A 14517-nucleotide genomic window follows, 5' to 3' on the forward strand; every position below is an offset into this window, starting at 1 on the left:
TATATTTACAACTTGTAGTTGATTAATTATGGCATTACACAAGCTACTTGTTGACGATTTTTATGATGCTTCTTTCACGCTTTTGGCTATTCATTGTAGGCTAGAAGATTATCGATTGGCCTATTTGCTTAATAAACATCTCGGACTTCATTTAGCTCGTAAGCCTAAAGATTTGGACTACAATTATTTTGCAGCTTCCTATTCAATTTACGAATGGGAAAACACCAAATTGGATACCGTTTGGAACTTAGTGTCCAACATTTGTAAAAAAGAAGAGTTGGCGCTCCAAAGCTCAGGATCACTTTTCGAAAATCCATCTAATGTTACACGAACCTACAACTTAATCACAGAATTAAAATCTGTTGATTACCTCCTTAAAATTTCCAATGAATCTCGAAATTTTAATGAGAAATTACTATTAAATAATATTCAGTCAATACCTCAGGTGATAACCACTTATAGTGTTGACATTGACCAAATAAAAGCTAAAGACCACTTAATTTTTGATTGATGCTAAGAACTAAAAAAACTAAAATAGTAGCCACATTAGGCCCAGCTACAAGCAGCAAGGAAGTCCTAAAAGGCATGCTGGAAGAAGGTGCCAATGTATTTAGAGTTAACTTTTCACATGCCGATTATAAAGATGTAGAAGAACGCGTAAAAATGATTCGGGATCTCAATGAGGAATTTGGATTTAACGCCTCTATTCTTGCCGATTTGCAAGGTCCGAAATTACGTGTGGGTGTGATGAAAGGAGAAGTTGTTGTCAATGAAGGTGATGAAATTGTTTTTGCAACAGGTGAGCGATTTGAAGGTACGAAAGATCGTGTTTACATGACCTACGATAATTTTCCACAGGATGCTAAACCTGGCGAACGCATTCTTCTTGATGATGGAAAATTGATCTTTGAGGTAGTATCTACAGATAAAAAATCTGAAGTGAAAGCCCGCGTACTGCAAGGTGGACCTCTAAAATCTAAAAAAGGTGTGAACCTTCCAAATACAAATATATCTCAACCAGCCTTAACTGAAAAGGATATCGAAGATGCTATTTTTGCTTGTAGCTTGCAAGTAGATTGGATAGCCTTGTCTTTTGTACGTCACGCCGAAGACCTTATGCAACTGGAAGAATTGATTAAAGAACACAGTGACCATAAAATTCCAATTATAGCTAAAATTGAAAAGCCAGAAGCTGTTGAAAATATTGATAAAATTGTAGCATATTGTGATGGTTTAATGGTGGCTCGTGGTGATTTAGGCGTAGAGATTCCAGCCGAAGAAGTACCACTTATTCAAAAACAATTGGTATTACGTGCCAAACGTGCTAGAATTCCCGTGATTATAGCGACTCAAATGATGGAGACTATGATTACTAGCTTAACACCAACACGTGCAGAGGTTAATGATGTAGCCAATTCGGTGATGGATGGTGCAGATGCTGTGATGTTATCTGGAGAAACCTCCGTTGGAAATTTTCCAATTCAGGTCATCAGACAAATGTCTAACATTATCAAGAGTGTAGAAGATTCAAATTTAATTCAAGTACCACAATCGCCTCCACATATTAAGACCAAGCGTTACATCACAAAATCTATATGTTACCACGCGGCAAATATGGCTAATGAAATAAGCGCCAAAGCTATTTCTACGTTAACAAATAGTGGTTATACCGCCTTCCAAATTTCTGCTTGGCGACCAAAGGCTCATATTTTAGTCTTTACTTCAAACAAACGTATTTTGACACAGTTAAGCATGCTTTGGGGTGTAGAAGCTTTTTATTACGATAAGTTTGTCAGTACCGATGAAACTATTGAAGACGTGAATGCCATAGCGTGTAAAAAGGGCTATCTAGAAGTTGGTGACATGCTTATTAGTTTGGCAGCGATGCCTATCCAAGAGAAAGGGATGGTGAACACCTTAAGAGTGACAGAAATCACGAGTTGTAGTTTTTAGATGTGTGCGTTACCCGAAGGGTCGTGCTTTCCGCTATATCTTTTGCATCATTGCAAAAGGATGTCGCTGCAATCACTAACGCGATGTATTTAGGCTATAAAACAACTCGGCTTTTTTTTAGGACTATAGAACTAAAATTCAAATTTTAATTGGACGCTCACAGGTTTTTCATCTACTCTTGTTGCGCTGTTTTTCGAGGTTTCCGTGTTGAGGTTAGACATCGAAATTCCTAATAAACGCACCGAGTTATTTAAGGATTCCTGATACAGTAAATCCTTGGCGGTTTCAAGAATCATACTTTTATCACTTATGTAATAGGCTAAGGTCTTGCTTCGTGTTTGCAACGTGAAATCGCTGTACTTAATTTTTAAGGTCACAGTTTTTCCAGACACCTTACTTTTGACTAGACGTTTCGCAACTTCTTCAGCAATATGCTCAAGCTTATCGAGCATAAAAATTTCAGATGATAAATTTTCACTAAAGGTGCGTTCTGCGGCTAATGACTTTCGGATACGGTTAGGTTTCACTTCACTTTTATGAATCCCTCTTACAACTTGATAGTAATAACGACCCGATTTTCCGAAGTGCTCCTCAAGATATTCTAAAGATTTTGATTTTAGATCCTTTCCAGTAAAAATGCCTTTTTGGTACATTTTTTCTGCGGTGACTTTACCAACACCATAAAATTTTCGAATATCTAAGTCTTCTAAAAACTGAATGACCTCTTCTGGATTCACCGTTTTTTGTCCATTCGGTTTATTATAATCACTAGCAACTTTAGCAATAAACTTATTGATGGAAATTCCTGCCGAGGCGGTCAACCCGATGTCATTAAAGATGCGTTGTCTAATTTCTTGAGCGATCAAAGAAGCACTCGGATTCCCTTTTTTGTTTTCAGTAACATCCAAATAGGCTTCATCTAAGGACAATGGCTCTACCAAATCGGTATATTCATAGAAAATGGCTCTAATACGCTTAGAAATTTCGGTATAACGTGTAAAGTCAGTTTTAACAAAAATAAGATCTGGACATAATTTTTTGGCGAGCTTACCAGACATAGCACTTTTTACACCAAATTTTCGAGCTTCATAACTTGCCGCACTTATGACACCTCGTGTGCCTCCACCACCTACTGCAATAGCTTTACCTTTAAGTTCTGGATTGTCCATTTGGGCCACGGAAGCATAAAAGGCATCCATATCCACATGAATAATTTTTCTTATTGGTAAATCGTCTAGCATGATGTAAATTTAGACATTAAATGTCTTTTTCAATGATAGAAATAGAGCGTAAATTTTTAGTGGTTTCCGAAGATTTTAAAGCCCAAGCGCAGAAAAAAACGAGAATTACACAAGGGTTTTTAAATACAGATCCAGAAAGGACGGTGAGAGTGCGATTAAAAGGAGACACTGGTTTTCTCACGGTGAAAGGAAAATCCTCTGTTGATGGTTTATCCCGATTTGAGTGGGAAAAGGAAATTTCTCGCACAGATGCCAGAGATTTATTGTCGTTATGTCAAAAAGGAGTTATTGATAAAATGCGTTATGAAATTTCTGTTGGACAGCATCTTTTTGAAGTGGACGTTTTTGAAAGAGATAATCTGGGATTGGTTATTGCTGAAGTAGAATTGAAGCATCCAGACGACCCATTTGAAAAACCGGATTGGTTGGGAGAAGAAGTTACAGGAGATCCACGTTATTATAACTCGCAGTTAAGTCTTCAGCCATTTAAAACCTGGTCATAAAAAAACCACTCCGTAGAGTGGTTTAAATTTTGATGCTATTCTAATTAGTCTTTTTTAGCGCAACAAGCTTTTGTACAATTTTCAGCGCAAGCCTTTTTTTCAGCTTCTGATTTATTGGCACAAGTTGTTTTATCACAATTAGCAGAACACTCGTGTTTTTCTGAAGAAAACGATGTGACTGTTTTCATGTCCTTTACCTTGTAAGTGTCACCAGCTTTGGCAACTGCTTCTTCCAATGAAGTTGGTGTCACCATTGCTTCGTCATACTCTACCATGGCTAGCTCTTTTTCAAAATCTACTTTGGCAGATTTCACGCCATCCATTTTAGCAATTTTCTTTTCGATGGTTTTTGCACAACCCATTGCACAAGTCATTCCTTCAATACCAAATTCGGCTTTTGCGTAAGTAGCATTTGGATCTAATTTTTTAGCGGCATTTGTATTGATTTCGGCTTTAGTTTCAACCGTTTTTACTTCAGGACTTTGGTCATTTTTACATGAAACAATCGCTGTAGATATGAATACAATGGCTAAAATATGTTTAAAAGTTCTCATAGTTTATAAGGATATTATTTCGAACAAACTTAATAAATATTGAGGTGTTGTGTATTAAAATTAACGATTTTTGTGAATTAGTTAGGATACTATATGGGGAAAATTAACAAAAAATGGCTTTATCTACTGATATTATCGGTTATCTGGGGAAGCTCATTCATTTTAATAAAGAAATCCTTACTAGGATTAAGCCCTATTCAATTAGGTGCGCTTCGGACGATCATCACTGGACTCTTACTATTTACAGTAGGTTATAAGAGCTTAAAAGGCATTGAAGCAAGTGCTTGGAAGTGGATTGCGGCTTCTGGGTTTTTAGGATCTTTTATACCAGCCTTTTTGTTTGCTATTGCTGAGACCGAAATTGATAGTGCTATCACTTCCGTTTTGAATTCTTTAGTCCCGTTAAATGCCATATTATTGGGTCTTGCTATCTTTAAAATCGGATTTACAAAACAACAACTTGTAGGCGTTATTATTGGATTTATTGGTACTTGTGTTTTGATATTATCAGGAGCCAATCTCAACCCTGAACAAAATTATTTATATGCCGGATTTGTGATCTTGTCGACGGTTATGTACGCCTTAAATGTCAACATCATTAAAGCGCATTTACAGCATGTAAAACCCTTGGGTATTGCTACAGGTAATTATGTCATCATTATTATTCCAGCCATCATTATTTTAATAGCCACCGATTTTTTTTCTGAACCTACTTTTGAACATCCTGAGTTTAAGATGGCAATTGTATATGTAACTGTGTTGTCTCTTTTTGGTACAGCCTTAGCTAAAGTATTATTTAATACACTCGTACAGATATCAACGCCTGTGTTTGCCTCTTCGGTTACCTATATCATGCCTATTGTTGCATTCGGATGGGGCGTTTTAGATGGTGAAACTTTTGGTCTCTTACAACTAACGGCTAGTGCTATCATATTATTAGGCGTCTATCTTGCTAATAAAAAACGATCATAAAAAAAACCGAAGCATACAGGCTTCGGTTTTTCTCTAAGTTATGTGCTTTAGATTAATCAAAATCGGCATCGGTGACATTTTCATTAATTTTAAGTTCTTTCACTTTAAAATCAATGCGACGAGGACCGAAAGTTTGTCCAACAGTGAATGGAAATTTAATTCCAGCAACCTCTTGGTAGTCGTTATAGAACGTTGTTGACGATCCAGCTTCACTAGTAGTAACCTCTTTTATTTTTAATCCAGTATCGACACTGTAATAGATGGCTGTGTTTTCATCTACATTAATTTTGTAGGCTTTTTCACCATCAATCATTTCGATTTTTTCAAGAGTCACACCACCATTTAAGTAATTAACTTCTGGAAATGGTGAAGATTCGCTTTGTAATCTTTTAACTTGATCATCATTCAAATCAGTTTTTACGCCAGCTGAAGATGTATAACCTGAAGAACCATCAAGCACAGATTTTTGCGAACCCATAGGTGTATTGATGATTTGTAAATATTGATTACTCTTCGTTTTCTTTAATTCAAGATTCATCATCATTCCTGGTTGTAATTCAGCTTCAGCAGTGATATATACAGAATTCACTTTATCTAAGGCATCTTTACCGCCAATAGCCTCGATATAGGCTTCCATCACTTTGGTAGCATCCATATCTGCTGGCATTTCAATCTCATAGCTTGGTTTTGATGTGCTGTTGGCATACTTATCAAAGTACTTAATCGGAATTCCAGTTTTTTCAAGATTTTCCAAAATTTCACTTCCTTTTCCTACAACAATAAAACGTGCATTTTGTGTTTTGAAATATTTGTTAGCCACACGATTAACATCATCTGCTGTTACAGCATTAATCTTTTGTAAATAAGTCGTGTAAAAATCATCAGGAAGGTCATTCAACTTGATGTTTAAGGCATAACGAGCAATAGTTTGTGGGTTTTCTAAAGCCAGAACAAAATCACCAACGTATTTTGCCTTAGCATTTTTCAACATGTCCTGTTCAACAGGTTCTGTCTTAATACGATTAATTTCTTTCAAAGTTTGAACCACAGCGCTATCTGTCACCATATTTCTTACAGCGGCACCCGCTGTGAAACGAGAGGCGTATTTATCAGTCCCAATGCTCGAACGTGCGCCATAGGTGTAACCATGTTCTTCACGAAGATTCATATTTAAATAACTGTTGAAACCACCACCTAAAATCTTATTCGCGATTAATACAGAATGATAATCAGGATCTTTCATTTGTAAATCCACATTGTTAGTCAAGGAAATATTTGACTGAACGGCGTTAGGCATATCTACAAAATTGATCTGTGTGTATTGTGCATTTGGAGCTTCTTCAGGAACGGTATAGTCCACACCTACCGATTTTTCCCAAGGGCCAAAATACTTTTCAATTTTCTTCTTAATATCCTTTTGATCCACGTCTCCAACGACAACCAAATAGGCATTGTTAGGATTGAAATACTGCTCATAAAATGATACGACATCACCAAAAGACACGTTATTTACTGTCTCTTCCGTTGTAAATTCTCCATAAGGATGTTTTTTTCCATAAGACAGAGCAGATCCCACGCGACTAGCCACAGCTTCCACACTTTTTTCTTGAGATTTTAAACCTTCCAAAAGTTTATCTTTTTCTTTTTCGAACTCCTCCTTTGTCAATAAAGGATTGATGGCAGCGTCTGCCATAAGTTCTAAGATACGGTCAGAATATTTAGAAAGGGATCTCGCAAAAGCACCACTAAAACCAAAATTTATGCTGGCACCCAAGAAATCTACTTCTTCATTAAATTCATCTTTAGAAATATTGGTTGTACCATTACCCATCATCGCTCCAATGAGACTTTCTACGCCTGCTTTGTCACCTACTGTCATAGGCTTATTGTCAATGGTAAGTGAATAAGACACTCTTGGTAATTTGTGATTTTCTACGATTAAGACCGTCAAGCCGTTCTTTAATTTGAACTCTTTAGGCTTTTCCAAAGATATTTTTGGAGATGGTCCTGGTTCAGGCATTTTAGATCGGTCAATTTGTGCAAATGCACTTACCGACATTAAAAATGCTACGATATATATTGATAATTTTAATTTCATTGTTGTCCTAATTTTTAGTTTTCACTTTTCTCTTCTGGTAAGTACTCTAAAATCAAACGTTGATTTGGTTTGAGATATTTATTAGCCACTTCCATAATTTCTTCTCTTGTGATGGATCTGTAGATATCAATTTCATTGTTGATCAGATTAACATCGTCATACAGCATATAGTATCTAGCCAAAGAATTCGCAATTCCTGAAATACTTGAATTAGAATTCACGAAATTGTTCTCAAATTCATTTTGAAGTTTTTGGTAATCTCTTTCAGAAATTAGTTCATTTTGAACTTTTACAATTTCTTCATCTATTTCAGCGATGAGATCATCTAATTTAACGTCTCCCAATGGCAAGGCATACAAAATGTATGTGCCGTAATCTTCTTGACTTTGATTAAATGCGCCCACTTGGAATGCCATCTTTTTGTCGTCAACCATTTTCTTGTAAAGCTTAGAGCTTTTTCCACTGCTTAAATAGCTGGAAATCATATCTAAAACATAAGCATCTCTTTCTTTAAAAGAAGGCGTTCTATACGCAGCAACAACTGCAGGAATTTGGATATTCGGATCGTAGGCTTTGGCTCTGATTGTTTCTGTAATAGGATCTTCTTTAGGAAAATCTCGAACGATATCCTCTCCACGAGGAATAGGACCAAAATACTCTTGGATCATTCTTTTGACCTCTTTTTTATCGATATCACCAGCTACGACCAAAACAGCGTTATTTGGTACGTAGAATTTTTTATTGAAGGCTTGAAATTCTTCAAGTGTCGCAGCATCTAAATGAGCCATTTTTCCAATCGTCGTGCCTTTGTAAGGATGCTTTTTAAACATGTGAAGCTTTACGTTTTCTATAAATCTACCATAAGGTTGATTATCGACACGCAATCTTTTTTCTTCTTTTACAACTTCATTTTGAGTATCTACACCTATTTGATTGATGATGGGATGTAGTAATCGCTCTGATTCCATCCATAGACCTAACTCGACATTGTTTGACGGAAAAACTTCGTAGTAGTAGGTACGATCGTCAGTTGTATTGGCATTGTTTGTACCACCGTTAGAGGTTACAATCGTAAACCATTCACCTCTTTCTATGTTTTTGGTTCCTTCAAATAAAAGGTGCTCAAAAAAGTGTGCAAAACCAGTACGATCTGGATTTTCGTCTTTTGCACCTACATGATACATGACTGAAGTGGTAACAACAGGAGCAGAGTTATCTTGATGTAAGATAACGTGCATGCCATTATCAAGATCATACTCTTCAAATTCAACTTTTTGGGCGATCGCAACATTGCAAATCAACACCAAAGAAGCTAAAGTAAATAAGCATTTTTTCATTGTGAGTTTGTTTTAAATTAATTTGTGAGTTGTATTATTGTTTTTGAACTGTGTCAATTAGTATAAATTTACCTAATTATGTTACACTGTTGTTACAAAAATAGCAATCACACAGCGTTTTTTCAGCTTTTGGATGTAAAAATAATTTTAAAATACATCTTCCAATGTATATTTTTCAGTGTAAGACACTATTCGTTGATTAAATTTGTTTTATCAGAAGCTAACGTAACTTCGCTAAAAACGCATAAATCGTTTGTAGATTAATTAATTAGGATGTATATTTGCACCCGCTTTCCCAAGAGTTAGCACTATTATTAACAAAATATCATTAATAAAAACGTTACGCTATGTACGCAATTGTAGAGATAGCAGGGCATCAATTTAAAGTTGAAAAAGACCAGAAAGTTTTTGTTAACCGTTTAGCAACAGAAGAAGGTAAGAAAGTTTCTTTCGATAACGTTCTTTTAATTGGCGATGGTGACAATGTAACTTTAGGCGCCCCAGCTATAGACGGAGCACAAGTAAGTGCTAAAGTCTTAAAGCACCTTAAAGGTGACAAAGTAATAGTTTTCAAAAAGAAAAGAAGAAAAGGTTACCGTGTAAAAAATGGTCATAGACAAGCCTTATCTGAAATCGTTATTGAATCTATCGTTTCTTCTGGAGCTAAGAAATCAGAGCCGAAGAAAGCAACTAAAAAAGCTGAGCCTAAAACGGCAGAAGCGAAGCCAGAAGCTAAAAAAGCAGCAACTAAAAAGGCTACAGGAAAGGCTGACGATTTGAAGAAAATCGAAGGAGCTGGACCAAAAGCAGCTGAAGCGTTGGTAAATGCTGGTTATGAGACATTTGCTAAAGTAGCAAAAGCCACACCAGAAGAATTAAGCAATGTGCTTTCTGAAGCAAGTTCAAGATTGGCACATATCGTTACAGATACATGGCCAAAACAAGCTAAATTGGCTGCTGATGGTAAATGGGACGAGCTTAAAGCATTACAAGACAAATTAGATGGTGGAATTGAAAAATAATTCCATTTAAGTTTAACAATATAAAACCTTAAGACAATGGCTCATAAAAAAGGAGTAGGTAGTTCTAAAAACGGTAGAGAATCAGAATCGAAACGCTTAGGTGTTAAGATATTTGGTGGACAAGCTGCCGTAGCTGGAAACATTATCGTAAGACAAAGAGGAAACACGCATCACCCAGGTGAAAATGTATATGGTGGAAAAGACCACACATTACATGCTAAGGTTGATGGTGTTGTGAAATTTACTAAGAAAAAAGACGGAAAGTCTTTTGTATCAATTGAGCCATTTGAAGCTTAATTGTACAAATTCTTAAGAATTATTCTTTTAAAAAACCCATTCCAATCGGAATGGGTTTTTTTTGTAGATACCATAAAACAAAAAACCCAAGAGACTATCTTGGGTTTTTATTATTATTGAGATATGAGCTTATTAGCCTTTTAAACTAGCCTTTAAGTATTCCTGATTCATTCTGGCGATGTTTTCTAAGGAAATACCTTTTGGACATTCCACTTCACAGGCACCAGTATTAGTACAGTTACCAAAACCTTCTTCATCCATTTGCTTCACCATATTTAAAACGCGATCTGTTGCTTCTACTTGACCTTGCGGTAATAACGCAAATTGAGACACTTTCGCCCCAACAAACAACATGGCACTCGAATTTTTACAAGACGCTACGCAAGCACCACATCCAATACAAGTGGCTGCACTAAACGCATCATCGGCATCGTGTTTATTGACAGGAATGGCATTAGCATCAATGGTGTTACCTGATGTGTTTACAGAAATAAATCCGCCAGCGTGTTGAATACGATCGAAAGCACTACGATCTACCACCAAATCTTTTATAACTGGAAATGCCTTTGCACGGAAAGGTTCAATGTAAATAGTATCACCATCCTTAAATTTTCTCATATGAAGCTGGCAGGTCGTGACACCTCTGTCTGGACCGTGTGCTTCGCCATTAATGTAGAGTGAACACATACCACAGATACCTTCTCGGCAATCATGATCAAATGCTACGGGCTCGTCTCCTTTAGAAATGAGTTCGCTATTTAAAACGTCTAACATTTCTAAAAAAGACATATCTGGTGAGACATCACTAATTTGATAGTCTACCATTTTCCCTTTATCGTTGGCGTTTTTTTGACGCCATATTTTTAATGTTAAATTCATAGCTTTCTCTTATTTATAACTTCGTTCTTTCACTTCAATATTTTCGTAGACCAAATCTTCTTTGTGCAATACAGCATCTTTTGGTTCACCTTTGTATTCCCAAGCAGAGACATATTGGAATTCCTTACGTCTCATGGCTTCGCCTTCTGGTGTTTGGTATTCTTCTCTGAAATGTCCACCTGCAGATTCCTCACGTTCCAAGGCGTCTTTGGCAAATAATTCGCCAAGTTCTAAGAAGTCGGCGACACGTCCAGCTTTAGCCAATTCTTCATTGAACTCATCAGCAGATCCAGGCACACGTACATCCTTCCAGAACTCCTTTCGTAACTCGGCTATTTCAGTAATTGCTGACTTTAAATCTTCAGCATTTCGTGCCATACCACATTTGTTCCACATGATTTTTCCAAGTTTCTTATGGAAATAATCCACAGGATGTGTACCGTTATTATTTATCAAGTGGTTTATATTGTCTACAACATTCTTTTCGGCTTCATCAAATTCCTTCGTATCTGTTGAAATTGGACCTGTTCGAATATCATTAGATAAATAATCACCAATGGTATATGGCAAAACAAAATAGCCATCAGCCAGACCTTGCATCAAGGCCGATGCTCCTAATCTGTTGGCACCATGATCTGAGAAGTTGGCTTCTCCAATACAGTACAGTCCAGGAACGGTTGTTTGTAGATTGTAATCGACCCAAATTCCTCCCATGGTATAATGCACCGCAGGATAAATCATCATTGGTGTTTCATAGGGGTTTTGATCAACTATTTTTTCGTACATCTGGAAAAGGTTACCGTATTTTTGTTTTACGATCTCCTGACCTAGTTTCTTAACCAAGGCATCATCGTTTTCATCTAAACCTTTGACATGAGCTTGTTCTTTTCCGTAGCGCATAAAGGCTGAAGCAAAATCTAAGTAAACAGCTTCGCCTGTAGCATTCACACCAAACCCAGCATCACAACGTTCCTTAGCCGCTCTTGAGGCCACATCACGTGGCACTAAATTTCCAAAAGCAGGATAACGACGTTCTAAGTAGTAATCTCTGTCTTCTTCAGCAATTTCCGTAGGTTTTAACTTACCAGCACGAATCGCTTCAACATCTTCTTTTTTCTTAGGCACCCATATACGTCCGTCATTTCTAAGTGACTCCGACATCAAGGTTAACTTGGATTGGTGATCGCCAGAAACAGGAATACAAGTAGGGTGAATTTGTGTATAACAAGGGTTAGCAAAATAAGCGCCACGTTTATGTGCTTTCCAAGCAGCTGTGACATTACTACCCATAGCATTGGTAGACAAGAAAAATACATTACCGTAACCACCAGTTCCTAAAACCACAGCATGTGCTGAATGGCGTTCAATTTCACCAGTCACCAAATTACGAGCAATGATTCCTCGTGCTTTCCCATCCACAATAACGACATCCAACATTTCATGACGGTTGTACATTTTTATCTTACCACGACCAATTTGACGGTTCATAGCGGAGTAAGCACCTAATAATAATTGTTGACCCGTTTGTCCAGCAGCATAAAATGTTCTAGACACTAAAACGCCACCAAATGAACGGTTGTCTAAGAGTCCTCCATATTCACGAGCAAAAGGAACCCCTTGTGCGACACATTGGTCAATGATATTTGCAGAAACTTCAGCCAGTCGGTAAACATTAGCTTCTCTTGAACGGTAATCTCCACCTTTAACGGTATCATAAAATAAGCGATAGGTTGAGTCACCATCTCCTTGGTAATTTTTCGCAGCGTTGATACCTCCTTGAGCAGCAATCGAGTGTGCACGTCTAGGAGAATCTTGAAAACAGAACGCTTTTACGTTATACCCTAACTCAGCTAAAGTTGCAGCGGCAGAGCCACCAGCAAGTCCAGTGCCAACAACAATCACGTCGATGTTTCGTTTATTGGCAGGATTAACCAGATTAATATTGTTTTTATGATTGGTCCACTTATCAGCAAGTGGTCCTTTTGGTATTTTAGAATCTAAAGCCATATTTAGATGTGTTTTTTAGTGATTAAAATGATGGAAAAGTGCAATGAATATGAACCCAAGCGGGATAACAATTGCATAAAACTTTCCAAAACCGTGTAATCCTTTGGTGTATTTATTGTTGGCGCCTACCGATTGAAAAGCTGAATCAAATCCGTGCAATAAGTGCAATGATAAGAATACAAAACCAATACAATATAAGGCGACACGCCATATAGGCTCAAATTTATGAACCAGTTCTTCGTAGTATCTAAATTCACCATTTGGTAAGGTGCCAGACATATCACCAACGATGTATTTCGTATTGATTTCTGGAATCCAAAAATCAATAAAGTGGATCACGAGAAATACTAAAATAAACCCACCACTCCAAATCATGTTTCTACTCATCCATGTGGAATTGGCTGCACCATTATTTTTAGCATAACTGATTTGTCTTGCCCTATTATTTTTGATTTCCAATACAAATCCCATGACAAAATGAAATATCACTCCAAGAATTAATACGGGCTGCAATACGTATTGGATGACCCAGAACGTTCCCATAAAGTGGGAGACCTCGTTGAAAGTGTCTGGACTAAAGACTGATAAAATGTTGATTGAAAAGTGTTGTAAAATGAAAACCATCAGGAAGAATGCCGAAAGTGCCATGGCAAACTTTCTTCCAATCGACGAATTTAGAATTCCGCTCATTATAATTGTAGTTAATTATTAAGTACTACAAAGATAAGGCTCAAAGGGATGAGCAACAAATTTTAGACTTTATTTTAGTTATTTAGAATGGGTTTAATTAGATACGACGGGAATCAACCCTCTAAGTCCCATATCGACGACTTGTTCGCCAGCTTCAGGTTCATACTTTCCATCAGCGTTAACTTCGGTCCACTCGAAACTGTTGTTAATGGAAAAGGATAATGTTACAATTACGTCTTGTGTTTCACTACCAGTTATCGTCAGACCATTGTCAAATTCGCCTGTGACAACACAAGAACCTTGCGGTATAGGCGACGAATTAAATAATGGGTTGGGCACTGTAGTGGCACCTTCTGGAGCCTGTCCTTGTGTGGTGAATCCTAGGGTTTCAAATGCCCAAAATCCTTGTGCTTTGTTTTCATTGACTTCAATGGTAGTACCGTTTAAGTCGAAGTTTGTAATATAAGAGTTGTAGCCTACGAAGCTGGCCAAAGTACCAGTAATGTCTTGATCATTGACAAGAAGATTAATGTCACCCTCTTGATAGGCAAGCGATACTCTTACCCATTGATAATTACCTACCGAAATGTCACTCAAAGGGATACTTAAGAACGTTTCATTATCGCCAGCAAAAATAGCATTTTGAAAATCAATGGCTTGTTCGCCTCCCATGGTGGTTTCAGGACCTTCATAGATAATTTCTCCAGTACCCAATGCTGTGGTTGCTGTTGGTGCAAATTCTATATAATTGGCACTCATCCTATTAATATCAGGAGATTGGGCTGCATTCCCTGTTGGTATGCTTGCAGGTTGTCCTAAATTGTTGAGACGCTCTTGATTTGGATCAAATTTTAGCTTGATGACAAGCTTAGGACTGGCTGGTTGTACATTATCAACTTGATCGCTACTGCAAGCGATTGTTAGGACTAACACCAAAAGAGCGAATATTTGTAAAGTTTTCATG

At 37.2% G+C, this 14517-nt stretch carries 14 protein-coding genes; 6 read left to right on the plus strand and 8 right to left on the minus strand.

All coding sequences use genetic code 11. From position 1 onward, the window contains the following. Nucleotides 1-28: 28 nt before the first annotated feature. Together ACU8DI_RS04355 and pyk are read left to right on the plus strand one after the other, a co-directional pair. Nucleotides 29-511: an IPExxxVDY family protein gene (locus tag ACU8DI_RS04355; RefSeq protein ID WP_447111509.1), complete on the plus strand. Its 483-nt coding sequence runs from the start codon at nt 29-31 to the stop codon at nt 509-511. Continuing rightward, entirely contained in the window at nt 511-1953 is a 1443-nt protein-coding gene (gene pyk, locus ACU8DI_RS04360; RefSeq protein WP_447111510.1) for a pyruvate kinase, read from the plus strand. Before ACU8DI_RS04355 ends, pyk begins: the two co-directional genes overlap by 1 nt. A 131-nt stretch (nt 1954-2084) precedes the next feature. Here the strand turns inward: pyk and dinB are convergent, their stop codons facing one another. Further along, nucleotides 2085-3194, minus strand: coding sequence for a DNA polymerase IV (gene dinB, locus ACU8DI_RS04365; RefSeq protein ID WP_447111511.1), 1110 nt, complete (start codon nt 3192-3194; stop codon nt 2085-2087). A 32-nt stretch (nt 3195-3226) separates the two neighbouring features. Between dinB and ACU8DI_RS04370 the strand changes: the two genes are divergently transcribed. After that, on the plus strand, nt 3227-3697 hold the full coding sequence (locus ACU8DI_RS04370; RefSeq protein ID WP_447111512.1) for a CYTH domain-containing protein: 471 nt from the start codon (nt 3227-3229) through the stop codon (nt 3695-3697). Between the two features lie 44 nt (nt 3698-3741). Here the strand turns inward: ACU8DI_RS04370 and ACU8DI_RS04375 are convergent, their stop codons facing one another. Continuing rightward, complete coding sequence (locus tag ACU8DI_RS04375; protein WP_447111513.1) at nt 3742-4251, minus strand: heavy-metal-associated domain-containing protein; 510 nt, start codon at nt 4249-4251, stop codon at nt 3742-3744. 93 nt (nt 4252-4344) lie between these two features. Between ACU8DI_RS04375 and ACU8DI_RS04380 the strand changes: the two genes are divergently transcribed. Continuing rightward, nucleotides 4345-5223 (plus strand): DMT family transporter, encoded by an 879-nt coding sequence (locus ACU8DI_RS04380; protein WP_447111514.1) that lies wholly within the window; start codon nt 4345-4347, stop codon nt 5221-5223. A gap of 52 nt (nt 5224-5275) precedes the next feature. Here ACU8DI_RS04380 and ACU8DI_RS04385 read toward each other — a convergent pair whose 3' ends face one another. Together ACU8DI_RS04385 and ACU8DI_RS04390 are read right to left on the minus strand one after the other, a co-directional pair. After that, nucleotides 5276-7321 (minus strand): M16 family metallopeptidase, encoded by a 2046-nt coding sequence (locus ACU8DI_RS04385; protein ID WP_447111515.1) that lies wholly within the window; start codon nt 7319-7321, stop codon nt 5276-5278. Nucleotides 7322-7335: 14 nt separating this feature from the next. Then, nucleotides 7336-8658: a M16 family metallopeptidase gene (locus tag ACU8DI_RS04390; RefSeq protein WP_447111516.1), complete on the minus strand. Its 1323-nt coding sequence runs from the start codon at nt 8656-8658 to the stop codon at nt 7336-7338. Nucleotides 8659-9005: 347 nt separating this feature from the next. On the opposite strand from ACU8DI_RS04390, the gene rplU reads away from it, so the two are divergent. After that, nucleotides 9006-9680, plus strand: a complete 675-nt coding sequence (gene rplU / locus ACU8DI_RS04395) for a 50S ribosomal protein L21 (RefSeq protein ID WP_447111517.1) — start codon at nt 9006-9008, stop codon at nt 9678-9680. A gap of 36 nt (nt 9681-9716) precedes the next feature. After that, nucleotides 9717-9977 (plus strand): 50S ribosomal protein L27, encoded by a 261-nt coding sequence (rpmA, locus tag ACU8DI_RS04400; protein WP_447111518.1) that lies wholly within the window; start codon nt 9717-9719, stop codon nt 9975-9977. Between the two features lie 132 nt (nt 9978-10109). Here rpmA and ACU8DI_RS04405 read toward each other — a convergent pair whose 3' ends face one another. From ACU8DI_RS04405 to ACU8DI_RS04420, 4 genes are all read right to left on the minus strand, one after another. Continuing rightward, nucleotides 10110-10856, minus strand: coding sequence for a succinate dehydrogenase/fumarate reductase iron-sulfur subunit (locus ACU8DI_RS04405; RefSeq protein ID WP_447111519.1), 747 nt, complete (start codon nt 10854-10856; stop codon nt 10110-10112). A 9-nt stretch (nt 10857-10865) separates the two neighbouring features. Next, nucleotides 10866-12863, minus strand: a complete 1998-nt coding sequence (locus ACU8DI_RS04410) for a fumarate reductase/succinate dehydrogenase flavoprotein subunit (RefSeq protein ID WP_447111520.1) — start codon at nt 12861-12863, stop codon at nt 10866-10868. Nucleotides 12864-12878: 15 nt separating this feature from the next. Then, a complete protein-coding gene (locus tag ACU8DI_RS04415) occupies nt 12879-13553 on the minus strand; it encodes a succinate dehydrogenase cytochrome b subunit (protein ID WP_447111521.1) in 675 nt (224 codons plus the stop codon). A gap of 93 nt (nt 13554-13646) precedes the next feature. Next, nucleotides 13647-14516 (minus strand): hypothetical protein, encoded by an 870-nt coding sequence (locus tag ACU8DI_RS04420; protein WP_447111522.1) that lies wholly within the window; start codon nt 14514-14516, stop codon nt 13647-13649. Nucleotide 14517: the final 1 nt, after the last annotated feature.

The organism is Psychroserpens sp. BH13MA-6 (assembly GCF_052983595.1).